Below are 21,686 nucleotides of genomic sequence, written 5' to 3' on the forward strand. Positions count from 1 at the left end.
CTAAGCTCCTCAAATCCGCCATATCTTGTTTTTGCCGAGTTTGCACCTTTTGCTATCGCTGTTTTTTATTTTGATGTCTTGCGGGCGATTTGAGATTTTCGTATCTTTCAAGTAGCCGTAAAAGCCCTGAGAGCTTGGCATCTCTCGGGCCTGCCGCTTCGTCGCCGATGGCTGGGCGAGTTTTATTTTTGCCTTATCCGCGCATACGCTTGTTTTCATTGCGCTCGCTTTCGCCGATAGCTACGCTCGTTTCGTTTTTGTGAGATCTTTGCTGTCTTTGGCCTACTGTTTTTTGAGCATTTTTGCGGTTTTTGCCATCTTGCCGACTCTTTTTGGGCGGACCGTTTTATGCCGCGCTGCGCCGACTGCGATCTTTTTGCGTTTAAATTTGAGATAAGAAGCAAAGCGGCTTAAGAAATTTAAGACAACTTAATAAACGTCCGTTATTACTATTTATTTTAAAAATTTTAAATTAACAAAAGAAAGGCATTCGCCGGTAGAAGCGCCATAATTAAGAAAGTATCATATTCGGTAAATTTAAAACAAAATCCGCGTCCGTCAAAATGCAAGCGCAAAATACCGCAATAGCCATAAAACCGCCTATTTGAGCAAAACCAATGCCGCAGGCTTAACCGAAGGAAATGCGCATAAAAGCAAACTTATAAAAACAGTGCGAGCAAAACGGCGGGTAAAATTTTGCTCACTTTTTAAACAAATCTTTATTATTCGGGTTTGACATTAGCGCCGACATCGACTTTTCGAGCTGATTTTTTTGGGATTTGTAAATGGAAAAATTTACCAAAATCGGGCTGTTTTCCACTAAAATTTGCATGATCGCTCCAAGCGGAAAGCTAACGACGCTGGCGAAATTTTCCTTACCGAAGCCCGCCTCGAAGCTTAGCTCCTCGGGCGTGAGCTTGGCGCTGTTAAAAGTATATCCCGCAAGCGTAAATACGATAACGGGTGCGTTAAAAGTGCTCTTTATATACTCCGGCAGCTCGGGGTCAAATTTGACCAGATCAAGGTTGGTCATCGCCGAAAACGGGCGGTCGTTTTGCAGCAGATACTCCACGCACTCAAAAACGTGCTCTTTCATCATCGCCGAAAATCTCTCGTCGTCTAAAATTTCATCAAGCATTTTGCCCTCCTTGTTATGTTTTGATCGGTGTTTTTGCGTTTGCAGCAGACTTTGAAACGGTTTGTTTTCTCGCATCTATCGCTCGCTCGCTTTGTATCCGCTGCTTAAGCCTAGCTCCTTGCCTTGCGCCTAGCGCTCTTATATTTTAATATTTTTTACGTCGGCTTGCAAAATATCCCGAGCGCCGACGTTGCTTTTTCGGTTCGGACGCCTTATGCGATTTTTCAAAATAATCATCGTCGCTCGATCGGCGAGCCGTCCGGCTTGACGCTATCTGCGCTAAGTTAAATAAACGGTTTTTCGCGTTCTCGCGGCGGCACTTATGATAGCTTAAATTTAGCTTTTGCGGCGGTAAAATTTAGCCGCCCCGATATCAAAATTCGGCCGCAAATAAAACGTAAATTTAAGCTTTCGCGTAGCCTTAAATTCCTCGCCGATTTGCCGACGTTAAATTTTAAAAATCGCAAAAAATCGCCCGCAAAATTTGCAAATTTTAAGCACGCCCTTAATTATTTAAATTTGCACAGGGTTTTGCATCGCTACACCCGGCAAATTTGCAAATTTTAGCTGTTTCGTTCGGTCAAATTTTATGCCGTCCAAATCAAAATTTAACGCCCGTTAAGCCTCCAGGCAAAACTCCTCCACCAGCTTTCTAACCTCGTTTATGCCGATCTGCCAAAACGCCGCGTCCTCGATATCAAAGCCAAACATCCCGACCAGCTCTTTTGGCGAGCGCGAGCCGCCCGCGCTTAAAAACTCGGTGTAAATTTGCACGAAATTTTCGCATTTGCCGCTTTTATAAAGCCCGAAAATCGCCAGCACCAAAAGCTGCGCATATGAGTAGGCGTAGCAGTAAAACGGCGTGTGGATAAAGTGCGGAATGTAGCTCCACCAAATTTTATAGTAGTCGTTCAATGCGACGCTTTTTCCGAACATCTTTGCGCTCTCTTCGAGCCAAATTTTATTTAGCTCCTCGGCGCCGATCTCGCCATCATGCGCGTGAACTCGGCGCTCAAAGGTCGTGAAGTTTATCTGGCGGTAGAGCGTGGCGAAGATATCCTCGATCTTGCCGGCGAGCAGAGCGGTTTTTTCTCTGCCTTTTAGCGTGTTTTTGACGTGATCGAAAACCAGCATCTCGCAAAACACCGATGCCGTCTCTGCCGTAGTTAGCGGCGTGTCGGCGTTTAGAAATCCTACGCTTTCATAGGCTAGGTTTTGATGTGCGGCGTGACCTAGCTCGTGCGCTAGCGTGAAAAGATCCCGCCTCTCGTCGGTGTGGTTTAAAAGTACGTAAGGATGAGCCTTTGCGACGCCTGATTGAGAAAAGGCGCCGCCTCGTTTATTTTGGGCAGGATAGACGTCGATCCAGCCCTCTTTAAACGCGCGAGCGGCTATCTCGCCGAATTTGGGGCTAAATTTGGCAAAAGTCTCGAGCACGATTTTTTTGCACTCTTTAAATTTATAAACGCTTTTGCTCTGCTCAAGCGGCGCGTATCTATCGTAGTCGTAGAGCTTTTTAAAGCCTAAAATTTTGCGCTTTTTCTCGTAAAATTTAATCGGTAGATCAAAGCTCGTCTCGGCGGCCTTTATGAGCGCGTCCACGCTGGCTTTGGTCGTTTGGTTTGAAAAATGCCGCGGACTTTCGGGCAGATCGAATTTTCGCAGCTCGCAGCTAGTTTTTAGGCTGGTTTTTATCATATTATAAATGTAGCTAAGCAGATGCTGCTGCGGCGCTAGTCCGTCTGAGAGGCTCTTTGCGGCCGCTTTTCGCTCGGCGCGGTCGGGGCTGTGAAGCTTGGACAGGATCTCCTCTTCGCCTAGCATTTTGCCTTTAAATTTAAACTTAAGCGCGCTTAGCGTCTCGTCAAAAAGTCGTGAAAAGCCCTCCGCGCCCGTGTTTGCCGTACGGAGTAAAATTTGCTCCTCCTTTAAGCTTAGCTGGTGGGCTTTTTCTTTTGCGATATTGCCAAGATAATAGCCTAGCCTTGGGCTTTTGGCGATGATTTTGTTTTGCCTGTCTTCGTCAAATTCGTTAAATTTAAGCTCGAAAAAAAGCAGATGGTTTTGCGCTTTTGAGCTAAGCTCGTCAAATTTAGCGTAAAACGCGCCTTTTGAGGTATCTTTTGAGAAAACCAGACCCACGTAAATTTGCACGCGAGCGATATTTTCTAGCAAAATTTCATATTCGTTAAGCGCGTTTAAAAACTCTTCGTCGCTTAAATTTAAAAATTTATCCGAGTATTTGGCTTCAAATTTTTCGCATTCGTTTTGCAAAGAAAGAGCCGAAATTTCGAGCTCTTTTTCATTTTTAAAAAGCGGGGTTAGATCCCAAACGTTCATTTTACCGCCTTAAATTACTCTATGGTTTGCGAAGCGGCAGCGGTGAAAAGTACGTCCGAGGAGCTGTTTACCGCCGTTTCTACCGAGTCTTGGATCACGCCGATGATAAATCCTACGCCGACTACTTGCATCGCGATGTCGTTACCGATGCCAAATAGCGCGCAAGAAAGCGGCACAAGTAGCAATGAACCTCCCGCTACGCCCGAAGCTCCGCAAGCGCCAAGGGCCGAGATAAAGCAAAGCAAAAGCGCGTCGCCGAAGGTGACCGTGATAGACGGGATAGAATTTACCGCCGCAAGCGCCAAGATGCCGATAGTCACGGCCGCGCCGCCCATATTTATCGTGGCTCCCAGCGGGATTGATATCGAGTAGAGCTCCTCTTTTAGCCCTAGCTTTTTGCAAAGCGCCATATTTACCGGGATATTTGCCGCCGAGCTTCTAGTGAAAAACGCCGTAACCGCACTCTCTCTCACGCAAGTCATCACGAGCGGATAAGGGTTTTTCTTGGTAATAGCAAATACCATCGCAGGATACACGACAAAAGTGACGAAGGCCATGGAGCCTACTAGAACAAAAATAAGTTTTAAATAACCGGCAAGCGCATCAAAGCCGGTTTCGTGGATAGCGAGCGTAACGAGTCCGAAAATACCAAAAGGCGCAAGGCGGATGATAAATCTAACGATTTTAGTCACGCCGTCGCTGACGTCTTGGAAGACTTTTTTGGTTTCGGGCGTGCAAAATCGCATCGCGATACCGCCGCCCACGGCCCAAGTGATGATGCCGATGTAGTTGCCGCTTGAAATCGCGCTGATAGGATTTTGAACCATTTTAAAGATGAGGTCTTTTAGCACGTCGACGATGCCTTGCGGAGCGCTCATATTTGCGCTCTCAACGCCTTTTAAAACGAGCTCCATCGGGAAAAGAAAGCTCGCTACGACCGCGACTACGGCGGCTAAAAACGTGCCTACCAGATAAAGCGCGACTATCTTTTGCATACCTTTGGCATGGCCGAATTCTTTTACTATGATAGATGTGGCTACCAGTACGAAAACTAGGATAGGCGCGATAGCTTTAAGCGCTCCGACGAAGAGATTGCCCAAAACGGCGATGGATGTTGCGACCGAATTGGCTAGATCGGTCAGATCTTTTTTTGCCGCGGCCAGCTGCGCTGCGTCGCTTACTCCTTTTGCGATTAGCTCGTTATAAGGAGCCGCCTGATAATGCGTCCAAAAGCCGATAACGGCGCCTAATGCTATGCCGATTAAAATTTGAACGATCAAATTTCCGTCGGCGAATCTTTTTACCAGTTTGCCAAACATTCTAGTGTCCTTACCTTAAAATTTAATTTTAGTTTAGGATTATAGCCGAATTTGCGCCAAATTTAAAGGTTTGGGCGAGATTAATTTCAATTTTATTATGAAATGTTACAATTGCGAGATTAATTTTCATAAAAGGAAAAGCATGTATTTATTTACTTCAGAGGTGGTTAGCCCGGGCCACCCGGACAAATGCGCCGACATCATCGCCGACAGCATCGTCGATACGATCTTGATGCAAGATTCAAATGGTCGCGTCGCCAGCGAAGTTTTCGTCGCGGGTAAAAACATTATAATAGGCGGTGAGATAAACTCTAAGGCCAAGTTAAGTTTCAAAGACTACGAAAGTATCGTCAAAAACGCGCTGGCTAAAATCGGCTACGACGGCAAGTCTAAATTTACGAAAGAGCAGTGCCTACACCCCGACGACGTCGAGATAAAAGTCTGCGTAAATCAGCAAAGTGCCGATATAAATCAAGGCGTCGATCAAGAAGGCGGCGAGATAGGCGCCGGGGATCAGGGCATAATGTTCGGCTTTGCCAGCTGCGAAGCGAACGAATATATGCCCGCAGCCATAACCTACGCCAGAATGCTTTGCGATAAGGTTTATAAATTTGCCAAAGCTAATCCCGATAAACTCGGCGTCGATATTAAAACTCAGGTCACCATAGACTACGGCACGAAGGATAACTTTGAAAACTGCAAACCTCAAAGCATCCACACTATCGTTGTTTCGGCCCCTTGCGTCGAGACGATGAAGATAGAAGGGCTGCGCGCTCTAGTGCAAACTCTCATCGACGATGCGGGCTTGCCGAAGGGTCTATATGATAAGAGCAAAACGCTAATCTACATCAACCCGACCGGCCGTTACGTAAATCACAGCTCGCTTCACGATAGCGGACTAACCGGCCGCAAGCTCATCGTAGATAGCTTTGGCGGATATAGCCCGATAGGCGGCGGCGCGCAAAGCAGCAAGGATTACACCAAGGTCGATCGCAGCGGCCTTTATGCGGCGCGCTGGATAGCTAAAAACATCGTCGCGGCCGGCCTTGCTAAAAAATGCATCGTCCAGCTAAGCTACGCTATCGGTATGGCAAAGCCAACTTCTGTGAGCGTCGATACGATGGGCACGCAGATCGCGGGCGTAAACGACGATATGCTGTCAAATTTCGTTAGCGAAAATTTCGCCCTCACTCCGCGCTGGATCACGAATAAATTCGGCCTGGATAAACCTAGCAAAGATACGTTTTTATACGCTAAAGTAGCAGCCAAAGGTCAAGTCGGAAACGCCAAATATCCTTGGGAAAAGCTTGACGCGGTTGATACTTTCAAGGCTTTGGTTAAATAATTTCCTAAGCCCGCTAAATTTAACGCGGGCTTAAATTTACCCTCAAATTTAAGGCTTCGTATGAAATTTCGCCCCGCTTTGCATCTTAAATTTGCTTCAAAAACGCTCGGTAAAATTTAAAGATAATTAAAATGCAAACGGCGATAAAACAAAACGGTAAAAACAAGACGCTCGGATTCGTTTTGCTCGGACTTTGCGCTTTTTATTTTCTTTGCGCGCTAGGTATTTTTGTATTGCCTTTTGATGTTCTGGCTCGTTCCTCTTTGGCGCGAGATTTCGTGGAAGCTATGCTTAAAATTTACCCGGCCGTAGAGAGGGCTTTTTCTCATACCGATTTTACTCAAAAGGCAGCGTTTTATATCGCTTATATGGGGATTATAAAGGTCGTTACGCTTGTCGGTTTCGTAGCGGCTTGCTTGCTGTGCGGCAGTAAAAAACATAGAGCTCGCGTGATGAAACAAGCAAGAAAAGAAAATCCGGTAGTGGGATTTTTTCTTTCATTTTGCGGCATTTTGTGGGCTGGTTTTTTGATAAATAGGGATTTTACGGGTTATCATATCGGATATCGTAAGCCAAGAAATTCGCCTGAATACGAATGGGTGCTGAGGTCTCCCGGCGAGCTATTTTGGCAGATGACGATTGATTTTATATTTTTGATTATTGTAGCGGCTTGTATATTTTATGCGGCGTTGCAAATTCGGTTGCTATTTCACAAGCGCAAAAACGCCTAAATTTAGCAAATTTATCTGAAAAATTTATCGAACAAGCCTTGCTTTGGCGTGATTATCTCAGACGGCGAGCCGTTTGCGCTGTGATAGATGGCTTTGCCGTATTTCGTCGCGTAGTATTTGAGTAAAATTCGCTGCAAATTTGGCTCTGTGCTAGGCACGAACCAGCCGTTGTTAGTAACCGCGATCATAACGTCAAATTTGCCTGCAAACAGCTCGTCCCTGGTTGCTTCGTAGCAGATCGCGTTTCTGATTTTTACGCCGTCTATCTCGTAGTCGCCCGGAGCGCTCGCCGTTTCAAAATCCTTCGCGCCGCCAAAAAATATTTTATTTATCAAATCTCGCGCAAACGCCGGTAGCGGGATCTCTTCGCCAAAAGGCACGAGGATAAATTTATCCAGCCGCCGCATCTTGCCGCGGTCAAAGAAAAACGCCGAGTTGTAGTTCGTGCCGTTTTCGCGAGCTAGCGCGCCAGTGACGATAGCGATCTTTTGCGACTTTTCGAGTAGTTCGGAGGTCAAATTTCGCTCGTGCGTCATATAAACGGGAAAGGCGCTTTCAGGCAAAATAATCGCCCTAAAGCCCGCGTTTATCGCCTCATCTATGATGGCTAAATTTTGATTTATAAACTCGTTTTTTAGCTGTTTGGCCCACTTTAGTTCTTGCGGGACATCGGTGTTTGCCAGTTTTACTTCAAAAGGCAGAGTTTTAAAATTTGGCGTACCATACTGCACCGCGCAGGCTAAAAGCGCGGCAAAAGCGATAAATTTGAAGCGGTTTTTGACGTAAAACAGGCACAAAATCGCGGCGAAAATAAACGCAAGCGCGAGCAAATTCGGCGCAAATATCCCCGGCACGAAAATAGCCTCCAAATTTAACCAGTTAAAGCCGAAGGGATGGATGTTTGAAACTAAGATAAGCAGCAAAGCTTTTAGCCAAATTTGAGCCGGGATGCCCGCTATCAAAAACAGCGCGCCGTAGATGATCCCGATAGCTAAAATTTCAAGCGGGATGAGGTAGCTAAGCTCGTAATAAACGAGGCTAAAGCTGATCCAGTAAAACCAAATAATCCCGATAAAAAATCCCGTCCAAAAAAAGCCGCGGCGGTCAAATTTGAGCAGAAAATAAAAGCCCGCGATCGCAAAAAACGGCGAGATAAAATTTAAAATTTCGCCACCTAAAACATCGGCTAGTATAAAATTTGAGATTAAAATCGCGCCGACAAAGGCTTTTATTATAATTTTAGTGCTAAAATAAGGGCTTAAAATTTTTTTTATCAAGGAACCACATGCAAGAAGGAAATTTCGTAGCTTCATTACTGCCTCTAGTCGTGCTTTTCGCGATATTTTATTTTCTGGTTATCAGACCGCAGCAAAAACAGCAAAAAGCGCATGCAGCGATGATAGCCGCACTCGAAAAGGGCGACAAGATCATAACTAGCGGCGGACTAATCTGCGAGGTGATAAAACCGGAAGAGGATTTTATCAGAGTTAAGCTTAACGACGACGTAATCGTGCGCGTTTCACGCGAATTTGTCGCGAGAAAAATAGAAAAAACAGAGACGAAAGCAAATGTGTAACGGCAAAATAACGTATAGGCTGATCATCTTTTCTTTGGCTTTGATTTTCGGCATTATCTTTTCCGTGCCGTCCTTTTTTCAGACGGAAAAAGGCGCTAAAATCAGCCTCGGACTTGATTTGCAAGGCGGACTTCATATGCTTCTTGGCGTCGAGACCGAGGAGGCCGTGCACTCAAAGATAAAATCGATCGCCGCTAGCGTGAACTATTTTGCGAAAAAAGAGGACGTTTTGATAGATAGCTTTAAGATCCGCGAGGACAAGGTGGATTTTGAACTGCTTGATGCCGATGAAGCCGCTAAGATCGATGGTATGTTAAAAGATATCAAGGGGCTTGACGTGCAAAAAGACGGTCTAAAATACTCGGTCGGCTTAACCGACGCCGAGAAAGCCGAAACTATCGAATACGCGATAAATCAAGCGGTCGAAACTATCAGAAACCGCCTCGATCAGTTCGGTCTGGCCGAGCCTACGGTAGCAAGACAGGGCAAGGATAATATCCTAGTCGAGCTTCCTGGCATCAAAACCGTAGCCGACGAGCAGCGCGCACGCGATCTCATCGCAAAAGCCGCGCACCTCCAGCTGATGGCCGTCGATGAAAAACGCCAGTCGCAAGCCGGCTCGATGAGCAAGGCCGAAGCCGAGAGCTACGGCGACATCATCTATCCGGACGTCAAAAACGAGCAGATAAAATATATCGTAAAAAACGTCCCGGTTCTTGACGGCGCGATGCTAACGGACGCTAGAGTGGCCTTTGATCAGCGCACGAACTCGCCTATCATCAGCTTTACTCTAAACGCTGAAGGGGCTAGGATATTTGGCGATTTTACGGGCGCAAACGTCGGCAAGCGCCTAGCTATCGTGCTTGACGGCAAGGTGTATTCGGCTCCTTCGATAAACGAGCGAATCGGCGGCGGAAGCGGTCAGATAAGCGGCGGCTTTAGCGTCGAGGAGGCTCACGACGTAGCCATCGCGCTTAGAAGCGGCGCTCTTTTGGCGCCCGTAAAGATGCTGGAAAAACGCAGTATCGGACCAAGTCTGGGGGCCGACAGCATAAATCAATCTATGATCGCGCTAGCCTCGGCTTCGGTTTTGGTGGTGCTGTTTATGATAGCTTATTACGGATTTAGCGGTATTTTGGCAAATATCGCGCTCACGGCGAATATTTTGATATTAGTCGCCGTGATGGCGATGTTTGGCGCGGCTCTAACGCTACCGGGAATGGCGGGCATAGTGCTAACCATCGGCATGGCGGTAGATGCAAACGTGATCATAAACGAGCGTATCAGAGAGCTGCTACGCGACGGAGTCGGTATCGCAACGAGCGTAAAAAGGGGCTATGAAAACGCGATGAGCGCGATAATAGACGCAAATTTGACCACGCTCATCACCTCGGTCGTGCTTTACGCCTACGGCACGGGACCGGTCAAGGGCTTTGCCGTGACGATGGGTATAGGTATCATCGCTTCGATGATAACGGCGATCCTGGGCACTCACGGGATGTTTGATACTGTCGTGAATAAAATAGAAAAAAGCGGTAACACGCGGTTTTGGTTCGGTTACAAAAGGGTATAAATGCAATTTTTCTCGAAGGTAAATGTTTATAATTTTATGGGCAAGCGCTATATCGCGCTAGCTTTTTCGGCGATACTGTTTTTCGGTTCGCTTTTTTTGATAGCGACGAAGGGTTTTAACTACGGTATCGACTTTTCCGGCGGTACGCTCATCCAGGTGAAATACGATAGCGCGGTATCGCTGGATAAAATTCGCGCGGCTTTGGCAAAAGACGAAGCCTATAAAAATGCGAGCGTTACGGAGTTTGGCTCGGCGGAGGAAGTTACGATTAGATTTTCGGGAGCGAACTCAAATTTAGGCAGCGACGTCGGAGCTAGCGTGGCCGAGCTTTTAAAAGATACGGGTAAATTTGAGATCCGCCGCACCGACGTGGTAGGACCCAAAGTCGGCGACGAGCTACGCGAAAAAGGCGTAATGGCGCTTGCGATCTCGCTCGTAGGTATTTTGATTTATATCGCGTTTAGGTTTGAGTGGAGATTTGCGATGGCGGCGGTGGCATCGGAGGTGCACGACGTCGTGATCACGATGGGAGCGATCAGCTTTTTTGCTATCGACGTAAATTTGGACACTTTAGCGGCGATCCTCACTGTCATAGGTTACTCGCTAAACGATACGATCATAGTCTTTGACCGTATCAGAGAAAATATAAAAACCAGCAAGAGCACGCAACTCGACGCAATCATAAACGAATCGGTCTCCGCGACGCTAACTAGAACGATACTTACCTCGTGCACTACGCTCATCACGGTCGTCGTGCTATTTTTGTTCGGCGGAGATATGATACACGGATTTTCTTTAGCGCTGATAGTGGGCATCGTCATCGGCACTCTAAGCTCGATATTCGTTGCCGCGCCTATGCTTTTGTGGTTCAAATTTAGCGTGGAGAAGTATCGCGCGATGGAAGCTGAAAAGGCGCGCATCCAAAGAGAGAAAGACAAGCAGCGCGCGATGTTTGAAAAAGGCACTATATAAGGAGAAGCGATGAACTGGGGCAAGGTTATTTATATATTTTTCGCGCTTATGAGTCTGACGACGACGGCAGGGTTTTTGTATGATAAAAACGAGATTGCGCTATTTGTAGCGGCGAGCGTAAATTTGATCTCGACGCTGTTAAAAATCGGCGTTAAAAACATATTTGCCGCCGAGCTTTTTGCTAGCTCGCTGGTGGCGGATTTGCACCTCATACCCGCCTTTGCGCTGCTTCAGATAAACGGCGACACGCATATAGCTTATTCGCTAGCTATCGGCGCCGCGATAGCAAACGTCTTTTCGCTAGCGCTTGTTTTGGTCGAGTCCAGCAAAACGCAAGAAGAATTTTAGGAGCAAAAATGAGTGAAATTTTAAAATACGAGCCCTCGAAAATAGAGAAAAAATGGCAGGAAATTTGGAATAAAAGCGGCGAATTCGAACCGAAAGACGACTATAGCCTACCTAAAAAATATATCCTAAGTATGTTTCCATATCCTAGCGGACGCATCCATATGGGGCACGTTCGAAACTACACCATCGGCGACGCGCTGGCTCGCTACTACCGCAAGCGCGGCTACAACGTCCTTCATCCGATCGGCTTTGATAGCTTCGGTATGCCGGCCGAAAACGCTGCGATAAAGCACAAAATACATCCTAAAATTTGGACCTACGAAAATATCGATTATATGCGCGGCGAGCTTGAGGCGCTGGGGCTTAGCTTTTCTAAAAAGCGCGAATTTGCGACTTCCGATCCGCTTTATACCAAATTTGAGCAAGAATTTTTCATCAAAATGTATGAAAAAGGACTGGTTTACCGTAAAAGCGCGGTCGTAAATTGGTGCGAATTCGACCAAACCGTGCTTGCTAACGAGCAGGTCGAGGACGGATGCTGCTGGAGATGCGGTAACGCCGTCATACAGCGCGAGCTACCGGGCTACTATCTAAAGATCACCGACTACGCGCAAGAGCTGCTGGACGACCTAAAGCGCCTTGAGGGCAAATGGCCGTCTCAAGTGCTCACGATGCAGGAAAACTGGATCGGCAAGAGCTTTGGGCTTGAGTTTAAATTTGAGCTTGACGAGGAGTCGAAAGGGATTTTAGAGGGCGGCGAGCAGATAGACGGCTTTGAGGTATTTACGACGCGCCCGGACACGATTTACGGCGTTAGCTATACGGCGTTAGCTCCTGAGCACAAGATCGTAAAAAGGATACTTGATAGCGGAAAGCTTGAGGCGGCCAAAGCCGAGAGAATCAGGAAAATTTTAAACCAAAGCCCGCGTGAACGCCAAGCTAGCGAAAAAGACGGACTGTATTTGGGTATAAACGTCTTGCATCCGCTAACCGGAGAAAAAGTGCCCGTCTGGGTGGCGAATTTCGTCCTGGCGGACTACGGTAGCGGCGCGGTTATGGCGGTGCCTGCTCACGATGAGCGCGACTATGAGTTTGCTAGCAAATTTGGCCTACCGATAAAGCAAGTGATTAAACCTGCGCAGGGTGAATTTGAGGACGCTAAAGCATTTACCGAGTATGGAATTTCCATAAATTCGCCGCTCATAAACGGTCTTGGCAGCGAAGAGGCCAAACTAAAAATCATAGAAAAATTTGAAGCGGATAAGATCGGCAAACGCGTCGTAAATTTTAAAATCCGCGATTGGGGTATCTCTAGGCAGCGCTACTGGGGCGCGCCGATACCTATAGTGCACTGTAAGTGCTGCGGCGTCGTGCCTGAAAAGATCGAAAATTTACCGGTTACTTTGCCCGACGACGTGCAGATAACCGGCGAAGGAAATCCGCTCGATAAACACGAGAGCTGGAAGCACGTAAAGTGCCCGAAATGCGGCGGCGAAGCTATCCGCGAAACCGATACGATGGATACGTTTTTTGAGAGTAGTTGGTATTTCGCCAGATACGCGAGCGACGAAAAAACGTGGCAGGAGCGCGCATTTGACGCTAAAAGCGTGAATTATTGGATGAACGTGGATCAGTATATCGGCGGCATCGAGCATGCGATCTTGCACCTGCTTTACGCGAGGTTTTTCCAAAAGGCCTTGCGAGATCTGAGTTACCTCAGAGACGACGAGCCGTTTGAGCGGCTGCTAACCCAAGGTATGGTGCTAAAAGACGGCAAAAAAATGAGCAAAAGCAAGGGCAACGTGGTCGATCCCGATGACATTATCAACAAATACGGCGCCGATACGGCGAGGCTTTTTATCCTTTTTGCCGCGCCTCCGCAAAAAGAGCTTGAGTGGAACGACAGCGCGGTCGAGGGTGCGTTTAGATTTATAAACCGCTTGTACGAACGAAGCGCGGGCATAAAAAAATGCACGCAAATCCCGCAGATAGCGCACGCAAATTTGAGCAAAGAAGAAAAATACGCACGTATGAAAGTTTATGAGGCGCTTAAAAAATCAAGCGACGTTTATGAGGAAAATTTTACCTTTAATACCTTAATCGCCGCCTGCATGGAGGCTCTAAACGCCGTAAATGCGCAGGATAATCAGGATGTAACGACGGAAGCCTTTTTTATCATCTTAAATTTGCTCGAGCCTATCGTGCCGCATGTCGCAAACGAGCTTAGCGAGCAGCTATTCGGTAGGGCGAATTTTACGAAAATAGAAATTTTAGACGAGGTTTTTGAAAAAGATAGCTTAAATTTAGCTATCACCGTTAATGGCAAAAGACGCGGCGAATTTGAAGTCCCGAGCAGCGCAAGCGAGGACGAGGTTTTGGCCCTAGCCGGGCAATGTGCGGCTAAATGGCTGGAAGGAAAAGAGATAATCAAACAAATTTACGTGAGCGGCAAGCTCGTAAATTTCGTAATAAAAGGCTAAATTTTGAAAATAAAAATTTTACTGTTTTTGGCGGCTTTTATCTTGGCCGGATGCGGCTATAAGCCCGTCTCAAAGATCACGAACGACATAATGGGCGAGCGCGTCTACGTAAATGTGCTGATAAGCAAAGAAGAGCCTAAAAACAGCGTCTGGATCAAAGATAGCGTGTTTGAGGGTATCGTGACAAGGCTGGGCAAACGCATAAGCTACGATAAAAACGAGCCTACGAGGATAATCGTCTCGATAAAATCGGTCAGCTATCAGCCGCTACTTTACGACGAGCACGGCTATGTGACTTCATATAAAGCGCTTTTGACGTTAAATTTCGATACCGGGCTAAAAGACGGCAAGACGCTATCCGTGACGACTTCGGGCGAGCATGATTTTACAGTCTCACAAAAGGTAAGAAACACCAGATACGCAGACGGCGTTATTAGCGAAAGCGATAAATATAACGCCATAAAAGTGGCTTCGCAAGAGGCTTTTGACGAATATATCGCAGTGCTTGCGGTAAGGGGGCTAAAAAATGGCAATTAGCGTAAATCAGATCATCAGAGAGGCTATTCAGACGATAAAAGAGCGCGGGCTCATACTTACGCCGGATAACTATGCGGAAGTTTTTTGCGATATAGCCAAAAGAAACGGCGTTACTCTACAGGACTGCCAAAAGCTTGAAAAATATATTGCGAGGCTAAGCGATGATTTTCAAGATCAGCTAAAACAAAAAAACGTAAGGACCGTGGACGAGCTTTTTGCATTTATGGCTTCTAGGCTAAATTCGCCCGCTATGGTCGATCACTCAAAGCTCGTAGGCGCGCTCGCGACGATGAGTAAAAGAATCCTGCAAAGCATATCGGTTTTGCACGATAAAAATGCCAAAGAGCTCTCGGAAAGTAGTATGGATGCTCTAAATAGGCGGCTTGACGTAGCTACCGTAGAAAAGATAAAAGATAAGTGGTTTGACTTTTTAACCGATTACGACGATGGATTTTTAAAACGCCTTAGCCGCTATGGGGTTAAAAATTTCGATGATTTGCAAACTATCGTCGACGAGCTTGATAGCTGGGTGCCAAAAGAATCGGATAGCGAGCAAGTGTATGAAAAAATAGCCCCGCTCATAGCTACGATGTTAGAACCGTCGATCACCGATCAAATCGGTAACGAGGTTAGAAAAATAACTAAAATTTTAAAAAGCGACCCGACGCTGCTTGCTGGTAGTCAAACCAGAGAAGATATACAAAATTTGACCAAAAAGCGAATCGAGCTTGATAAGGCTGAAATTTTAAATAAAGTAGGAGCGCTCGACAAGGTTCTAGACGGCATAAATAACCAAGTCGTAAGCCTAATCAGCAGCTCGTCTAAGAGCTCAAGCGAAATGCAGTTTATCAAAAATGACCTCAGCTCGATAAATTTGAACGAGGATAGCTTTGAGGGTATCAGAAGCAAAATGCTAAACATCGCCGATACGCTTGACGGCGAGGTCAAGCAGCTGGGCGATCAGATGGTAGGCGATCAAGAGACGATAAAAGAGCTGCAAGAAAAAATAAGCAAGCTGGAAGTGGAGCTTGAAAGCGCAAAATCTCAGAGCAAAGAGGACTTTTTAACAAAAACCGGAACCAAAAAAGCGCTCATTGAAGAGCTTGAGCAGATGGAACAAAAGTATAACAGATACGACAGCGATTACGGCGTTTGCTTTTTTGATATAGACCACTTTAAGCTCATTAACGACACCTACGGACACGAGGCGGGCGACGTCGTCTTGGCCGCCATAGGAAAGATGCTTAGAAAATACTCGCGCCAAGTGGATTTCGTCGGTAGATACGGCGGCGAAGAATTTGTTATTTTATTGCCGGAAACGACCTTGGCGGATGCGATAAAATTTGCGGACAAAATGCGGGAAATCGTGCAAAATTCTAAATTTATGTATAAAGGCGAACGCATAGACGTGACGGCAAGCTGCGGCGTAGCCATCAGAAGTGAAAATACGGGCTCGTCGGTTACGATCGAAGAAGCCGACAAGATGCTCTATCAGGCAAAGCAAGGCGGCAGAAACAAGGTTATGCCGGAACTTTATAATGAATGTTAGATAATTTTTTAAAAAATAAGCCGCTTTTTTATAAGGAGATCAACCGCGCGCGTATGCCAAACGCCTTTAAATTCGTGCAAGGCGCGTTTAAAATCCCAAAAATCATCCACGTCGTCGGCACAAACGGCAAGGGCAGCACGGGGCGATTTTTGGCGCAAATGCTCGCTCGCGACCATAGCGTCGGACACTATACGAGCCCGCATATTTTCGAGTTTCGCGAGAGATTTTGGATAAACGGCGCCGTAGCTAGCGCAGATGCGCTCGAGACGGCTCACGAGAGGCTGATTAAAATTTTACCTCCCGAGGTCGCGCGCTCGCTTTCGTATTTCGAGTATGCGACGCTGCTTTGCGCTGTGCTTTTTGAAGGGTGCGACTTTTTCGTCTGCGAGGCGGGCGTGGGCGGCGAATTCGACGCTACGAACGTATTTAGTAAGCGTCTTAGCCTCTTTACTCCTATCGGTTTTGACCACACGGCGTTGCTTGGCGACACGCTAGAGCGGATCGCGACGACTAAATTTAACGCGATGGCGGACGTTGCCTTGATGAACGACGATATGAGTGAGCTTTGCGCCGGTATTGCGCGAAGAATCGCTGCTAAAAAAGGCGCAACGCTCAAATTTGCTTCCCAAAATTTGACCAACGATGATAAAAATGAGATTAAAATTTATGCGGAAGAATTCGGCTTGCCAGAGTTTTTGCGTTCAAATTTAACCCTTAGCTCTTCGGCGTTTAAGGAGCTCGGGTTTAGTTTAAATTTAGCAAATTTAGGCGCGCTAAGTCTTGGCGGACGCTGTGAAAAGATCGCGCCAAACGTTACTATCGACGTCGGACACAACGAGATGGCGGCGCAGGCTCTCGTGAAAAGATTTGCGGGCAAAAAGCTAAATTTGATCTTTAACGCCTTTGCCGACAAGGATATAAAAGCCGTCCTGATGGCGATCAAGCCGATCGTTAAAAAAACTTACATCATCGAGTACGAGACGCCGGGCCGCGAGCTTGCGACGGCGCAGGTAAAAGAGGCTTTGCGCCAGCTTAATATGGAGTTTGAGGGCTTTGCGGACGTGTGCGCGGACGAGGAGTATCTGGCGTTCGGGTCGTTTTACCTCGTGGAAGCCTTCTTGAAAAGGTACCGCGGTGCAAAGTGAGGTTTTTGAGTATTTTTTAAACGGAGGCGATGCGCAGTTGCTCGTCTGCGAAGACGATAAGGAGGCTATCGCGGCTCTTAGCGCGGCGGAATTTGCCGGGCTTAAGGTTTTTAGATTGCCCGATTTTAGAGCGCGCGAGGGCGATGATCTACGCAGCTTTAGCACCGAGCTTTTCGAGCTATCCGGGGAGCTAGCCAAATTTTACGAATTTGAGGGCAAAAAGCTCCTTATCAGCCCTGTTTGCACGGTCTTAAACAAACTTCCGGGCAAAAAACACCTACAAAAACTTACTCTAAATTTCGGCGATAAAATCGATCCAAAAGAGCTGGCCGAAAAGCTACTGCGCTTTGGCTACGAGGCGGTGGGTATCGTGGAGAGCGAGGGCGAGTTTTGCGTGCGCGGCGAGATTATCGATATTTTTTGCGTCGGTGCGCAGGAACCAAACCGCATTTTGCTTTTTGACGACGAGATAGAGAGTATCAGGCACTACAGCACGCAGACGCAAATTTCAAACAAAACCGAACTAAAAAGCGTTGAAATTTCGCCTTTTATCGCGGCTTTAGGCGAAGCCGAATTTAAAAAAACATCCGAAAAAATAAAAGAGATCGAGACCGACGCGCTAATCAGCGACCTAAAGACGCTCGGATTTTGGGCGATAGAGGGATTTATCGATTATACGCGCGAATTTAAAACGGTTTTGACGAAAAAATTTGACGGCTTTGAGCGCGATCTGGGCGAGGTGGCAAATTTGCCCGTGTTGCCCGCAGCTAAAGTTTATAAGGACTTAAGCGTAACTCCAAACGCCGATTTTTTCGAGCTTAATAAAAATAAAAAAATCAAAGTCTTAGCGCGTAACGAGGGACTTTTTAACGCATTAAATTTGAGCGAATACAAAAACGTAGAGTTTGTGCAAACCGAAGCGGCGTTAAATTTAGTCTCGGCGGCCGAAATCATCGTCTCGCTAAATAAATTTGAAAAGAAAAAGCGCGCCAAAAAACCGAGCCTAGTCATCGACGAGCTAAAGGCGGGCGACTATGTCGTGCACGAGGAGTACGGCATCGGCAAATTTACGGGGCTTGAAAAGCTAACGGTGCTAGGCAGGACGCGCGAGTTTGTCGTGATCGTTTATCAAAACGAGGACAAGCTGCTTTTGCCCGTCGAGCATCTAAATTTGATCGACAGATACGTCGCAAGCAGCGGCAGTATCGCGGTTTTAGACCGCCTAGGCAAGGCAAATTTCGCCAAGATAAAAGAAAAAGTTAGAGCCAAACTTTTCGTCATTGCCTCAAAGATTATTTCACTAGCCGCCCAGCGCGAGCTAATCCGCGGCGAAATCATCGAAAAAGACGATGCGGAGTATCTAAATTTCTTGCAAAACGCGGGCTTTGCCTACACGAGAGATCAGGAGCGCGCATCAAGCGATATCGCAAATGATCTAAAAAGTGGCAAGGTGATGGATAGGTTGCTGAGCGGCGACGTGGGATTTGGTAAAACGGAAGTTGCTATGAACGCGATATTTAAATGCGTGAAATCGGGCTTTCAGGTGCTGTTTTTCGTGCCGACGACGCTTCTTAGCTCGCAGCATTTTAAAAGCCTAAAAGAGAGGCTGGGCAAATTTGACGTTAGCGTCTTTAAACTTGACCGTTTCACGAGCGCGAGGGAAAAAGCGGTAGCCGTAAAGGCGCTGGAGGCGGGACAGCCTTGCGTTTGCGTGGGTACGCACTCGCTTTTGTCGGTTAAGCCATCAAATTTAGGCCTCATCATCATCGATGAAGAGCATAAATTCGGCGTCAAGCAAAAGGAAAAGCTAAAAGAGATTTCAAGCGCCTCGCACGTGCTATCTATGAGCGCGACCCCGATACCGCGCAGCCTAAATATGGCGCTTTCAAGCGTCAAGGGCTACTCCGTGCTGCAAACTCCGCCAAGCTCGCGCCTAGATGTGCGAACCAGCGTGCGCGAGTGGGACGAAAAGGCGGTAAAAGAGGCCGTGATGCGTGAACTGCGCCGGGGCGGGCAAATTTTTTATATCCACAACCACATCGCCACGATGCCTCAGGCAAAAAAGCAAATTTTAGACATCATGCCAAATTTACGCATTCTCACGCTACATTCCAAGATCGACGCCAAGACGACCGAAGAGGAGATGATGAAGTTTGAAAACGGCGAATACGACGTGCTACTAAGCACCAGCATCGTAGAAAGCGGCATACATCTACCAAACGTAAACACCATCATCATCGAGAGCGCGAATAAATTCGGCATCGCGGACCTGCATCAGCTACGCGGACGCGTCGGCAGGAGCGACAAGCAGGCGTATTGCTACTTCCTCGTCGAGGATAAAAACGCCCTAAGCGCAGACGCCCTAAAACGCCTCGTCGCGCTTGAGAGCAATTCGTTTTTGGGCTCTGGCAGCGTACTAGCCTACCACGATCTGGAAATCAGAGGCGGCGGCAACCTCGTCGGCGAAGCTCAAAGCGGCCATATCGAGGCAATCGGCTACTCGCTCTATATCAAGATGCTTGAAGAAGAGATAAATAAACTGCTAAACAAAGAGAGCTTTGAGAGCGCGAAAATCGACCTGAAACTTAGCATAAACGCGTTTTTAAACTCGGAGTTTATCGGAGAGGATAGGCTGCGCCTAGAGCTATATAGGCGGCTTAGCAAGTGCAAAGAGGTCGCCGAGGTTTATGAGATAGAGGGCGAGATAGAGGATAGATTCGGCAAGCCCGATATCTACACCAAGCAGTTTTTAAGCCTCATTATAATTAAAATTTTAGCTATAAAAGCGGGCTTTAAAGCTATCTCAAACGCCGAGCAAAACATCGCGTTAACCGCGCAAAACGGCGAACAAACGAGATTAAGGTCAAAGAGCAAAGACGATGACGACGTGATAGAGGAGATCTTAATCTATCTTAGAAAACTAAATAAAGGACGGGCGGAAAAATGATAGACTGGAACACGACTGCCGCAGCGATTTATCGGCGCAAATTCGGCGCTTTAAAGGGCGTAACGGACGTTGATTTTACGCAGCTTGACGGGCTTGTCGGGATCGAAAAGCAAAAAGAAGAGCTCGTAGAAAATACGCGAAATTTTTTAGAAGGCAAGGGCGCGAATCACGCGATACTCTGGGGCGCGCGAGGCTGCGGTAAAAGTAGCCTGGTTAAGGCCGTTTTTACTAAATTTTACCCCGAGAGCTTGCGGCTTATAGAGCTAAAAAACGACGAGCTTGAGATGATACCCGAGATCATTTACGAGATCAGGGATAGTAGCTTTAAATTTATCATTTTTTGCGACGATCTTAGCTTTGAGGTGGGGGACAGGAGCTATAAATTTTTAAAACCCGTGCTTGAAGGCTCGATCGAAAAGGCGCCTAAAAACGTGCTCGTATACGCCACATCAAACCGCCGCCACCTGATCAGCGAGCTAAAAAGCGACAACGAAGGCGCAAGGGTCGGCGAGACGGAGCTGCACTATAGCGACGCGGTCGAGGAAAAAATCGCGCTAAGCGATAGATTCGGGCTTTGGCTCAGCTTTTATCAGGGCAGTTTTGCCGACTATCTAAAGATCGTGGATTTTTATTTTAAAGATTTCACGGGCGACAGAGCCATGCTTCACGAGCTAGCCAAACAATACGCCCAGCTTCGCGCGAGCCGCTCTGGACGCACCGCGAGGCAGTTTTATCTAAGCTATAAAGATAAAATTTGATGGCAAATTTAACTAGAGTAGGTTTTGTCGGCGACATCGTCGGACGCGCTGGACGAAGCACGGTTATACAAAATTTGCCCAAATTTAAGCGAGAATTTGAGCTTGACTTTATCGTCGCAAACGCCGAAAACGCGAGTGGCGGCTTTGGCCTTACCGCGACCAACGCGCACGAGCTGCTAGACTGCGGCATCGACGCGATCACGGGCGGCAACCACAGCTTTGATAAAAAAGACGTGGTCGCGCTGATGGACACCCTGCCTATCATCCGCCCGTATAATCACTTCGCGGGCACGGCCGGGCGCGGAGCGATAAATTTGAGCAAAGACGGCAAAAGTCTAAGCGTGGTAAATTTGATGGGGCACTACGGGCTGCCGCATACGAACAACGCCTTTTTAGAGGCCGAGCGCGCGCTAGAGGAGTGCGAGAGCGAAAATATCCTCATAGACTTTCACGCCGAGGCCACGAGCGAGAAAAACGCCTTTTTTAGGCTATTTTGCGGTCGAGTGGGAGCCATAGCCGGCACTCACACGCACGTGGGCACCGATGATTTGCAAATAGTTAGCGGCACCGCCTACGTGAGCGACGTCGGGCTTAGCGGGGCGTTTGACGGCGTCATCGGCATGGACGCAGAGGCGCCCGTGAAGAGCTTTTTAACGGGGCTTAAGCACTCGTTTAAAGTAAATGAAAAGTGCAGGCGAATCTTTCAAATGGTCGTGTTTGAATTTGACGGCGGGCGCTGCACGGATGCCTTTAAGGTCCGCGTGATAGACGGAGTTAGCGAGCCTTTGGTGCAGCGCGCGGTCAAATTTGCATAAACGAGCTCAAATTTGAGCCGAGCTAACGGCTGCGGCTTTTACTCAAATTTAATCGCGTTATTTTGGCGATAAATTTAACGCTTTTGCCGCTATAAATTTGAGCAAGAGTCGCT

The 21,686-nt window shown here is 47.3% G+C and carries 18 protein-coding genes; 13 read left to right on the plus strand and 5 right to left on the minus strand.

All coding sequences use genetic code 11. From position 1 onward, the window contains the following. Nucleotides 1-9 precede the first annotated feature (9 nt). From CRECT_RS03825 to sstT, 4 genes are all read right to left on the minus strand, one after another. On the minus strand, nt 10-219 hold the full coding sequence (locus tag CRECT_RS03825) for a hypothetical protein (RefSeq protein ID WP_004320391.1): 210 nt from the start codon (nt 217-219) through the stop codon (nt 10-12). A gap of 481 nt (nt 220-700) precedes the next feature. Then, nucleotides 701-1,138, minus strand: a complete 438-nt coding sequence (locus tag CRECT_RS03830) for a hypothetical protein (protein WP_039888351.1) — start codon at nt 1,136-1,138, stop codon at nt 701-703. A gap of 618 nt (nt 1,139-1,756) precedes the next feature. Continuing rightward, nucleotides 1,757-3,478 (minus strand): M3 family oligoendopeptidase, encoded by a 1,722-nt coding sequence (locus CRECT_RS03835; protein WP_004320420.1) that lies wholly within the window; start codon nt 3,476-3,478, stop codon nt 1,757-1,759. Between the two features lie 14 nt (nt 3,479-3,492). Beyond that, on the minus strand, nt 3,493-4,797 hold the full coding sequence (gene sstT, locus CRECT_RS03840; protein WP_004320364.1) for a serine/threonine transporter SstT: 1,305 nt from the start codon (nt 4,795-4,797) through the stop codon (nt 3,493-3,495). A gap of 142 nt (nt 4,798-4,939) precedes the next feature. On the opposite strand from sstT, the gene metK reads away from it, so the two are divergent. Both metK and CRECT_RS03850 read left to right on the plus strand, forming a co-directional pair. Further along, nucleotides 4,940-6,142 (plus strand): methionine adenosyltransferase, encoded by a 1,203-nt coding sequence (gene metK / locus CRECT_RS03845; RefSeq protein WP_004320451.1) that lies wholly within the window; start codon nt 4,940-4,942, stop codon nt 6,140-6,142. Nucleotides 6,143-6,273: 131 nt separating this feature from the next. Further along, nucleotides 6,274-6,873 carry a hypothetical protein gene (locus CRECT_RS03850; RefSeq protein WP_004320375.1) on the plus strand — a complete coding sequence of 200 codons (600 nt, stop codon included), beginning with the start codon at nt 6,274-6,276 and terminating at the stop codon, nt 6,871-6,873. Between the two features lie 11 nt (nt 6,874-6,884). On the opposite strand, the gene CRECT_RS03855 is transcribed toward CRECT_RS03850, so the two are convergent. Then, the gene (locus tag CRECT_RS03855; RefSeq protein WP_039888352.1) at nt 6,885-8,186 is read right to left on the minus strand and encodes an apolipoprotein N-acyltransferase; all 1,302 of its coding nucleotides are present in this window, start codon (nt 8,184-8,186) and stop codon (nt 6,885-6,887) included. On the opposite strand from CRECT_RS03855, the gene yajC reads away from it, so the two are divergent. Genes yajC through CRECT_RS03910 form a run of 11 tightly spaced genes read left to right on the plus strand, consistent with a single transcriptional unit; the run spans nt 8,159 to nt 21,573 of the window. Then, the gene (gene yajC, locus CRECT_RS03860; RefSeq protein ID WP_004320398.1) at nt 8,159-8,449 is read left to right on the plus strand and encodes a preprotein translocase subunit YajC; all 291 of its coding nucleotides are present in this window, start codon (nt 8,159-8,161) and stop codon (nt 8,447-8,449) included. The two genes, CRECT_RS03855 and yajC, sit on opposite strands and share 28 nt — an antisense overlap. Further along, nucleotides 8,442-10,022, plus strand: a complete 1,581-nt coding sequence (gene secD, locus CRECT_RS03865) for a protein translocase subunit SecD (RefSeq protein WP_004320410.1) — start codon at nt 8,442-8,444, stop codon at nt 10,020-10,022. Before yajC ends, secD begins: the two co-directional genes overlap by 8 nt. After that, nucleotides 10,023-10,994 carry a protein translocase subunit SecF gene (secF, locus tag CRECT_RS03870; RefSeq protein WP_004320437.1) on the plus strand — a complete coding sequence of 324 codons (972 nt, stop codon included), beginning with the start codon at nt 10,023-10,025 and terminating at the stop codon, nt 10,992-10,994. A gap of 9 nt (nt 10,995-11,003) precedes the next feature. Continuing rightward, complete coding sequence (locus tag CRECT_RS03875; RefSeq protein WP_004320439.1) at nt 11,004-11,342, plus strand: DUF6394 family protein; 339 nt, start codon at nt 11,004-11,006, stop codon at nt 11,340-11,342. 8 nt (nt 11,343-11,350) lie between these two features. Then, nucleotides 11,351-13,822, plus strand: coding sequence for a leucine--tRNA ligase (gene leuS / locus CRECT_RS03880; protein ID WP_004320388.1), 2,472 nt, complete (start codon nt 11,351-11,353; stop codon nt 13,820-13,822). Nucleotides 13,823-13,825: 3 nt separating this feature from the next. After that, a complete protein-coding gene (locus tag CRECT_RS03885) occupies nt 13,826-14,359 on the plus strand; it encodes a putative periplasmic lipoprotein (RefSeq protein WP_004320361.1) in 534 nt (177 codons plus the stop codon). After that, a complete protein-coding gene (locus CRECT_RS03890) occupies nt 14,349-15,908 on the plus strand; it encodes a GGDEF domain-containing protein (RefSeq protein ID WP_004320430.1) in 1,560 nt (519 codons plus the stop codon). Before CRECT_RS03885 ends, CRECT_RS03890 begins: the two co-directional genes overlap by 11 nt. Next, a complete protein-coding gene (locus CRECT_RS03895; protein ID WP_004320443.1) occupies nt 15,902-17,053 on the plus strand; it encodes a folylpolyglutamate synthase family protein in 1,152 nt (383 codons plus the stop codon). The genes CRECT_RS03890 and CRECT_RS03895 overlap by 7 nt, the downstream gene beginning before the upstream one ends. After that, nucleotides 17,043-20,000 (plus strand): transcription-repair coupling factor, encoded by a 2,958-nt coding sequence (locus CRECT_RS03900; RefSeq protein WP_171992668.1) that lies wholly within the window; start codon nt 17,043-17,045, stop codon nt 19,998-20,000. Before CRECT_RS03895 ends, CRECT_RS03900 begins: the two co-directional genes overlap by 11 nt. After that, on the plus strand, nt 19,997-20,758 hold the full coding sequence (locus tag CRECT_RS03905; RefSeq protein ID WP_004320418.1) for an ATP-binding protein: 762 nt from the start codon (nt 19,997-19,999) through the stop codon (nt 20,756-20,758). The genes CRECT_RS03900 and CRECT_RS03905 overlap by 4 nt, the downstream gene beginning before the upstream one ends. Then, entirely contained in the window at nt 20,758-21,573 is an 816-nt protein-coding gene (locus tag CRECT_RS03910; RefSeq protein WP_004320424.1) for a TIGR00282 family metallophosphoesterase, read from the plus strand. The genes CRECT_RS03905 and CRECT_RS03910 overlap by 1 nt, the downstream gene beginning before the upstream one ends. Nucleotides 21,574-21,686 lie beyond the last annotated feature (113 nt).

Source organism: Campylobacter rectus, assembly GCF_004803795.1.
Classification (GTDB): Bacteria; Campylobacterota; Campylobacteria; order Campylobacterales; family Campylobacteraceae; genus Campylobacter_A; species Campylobacter_A rectus.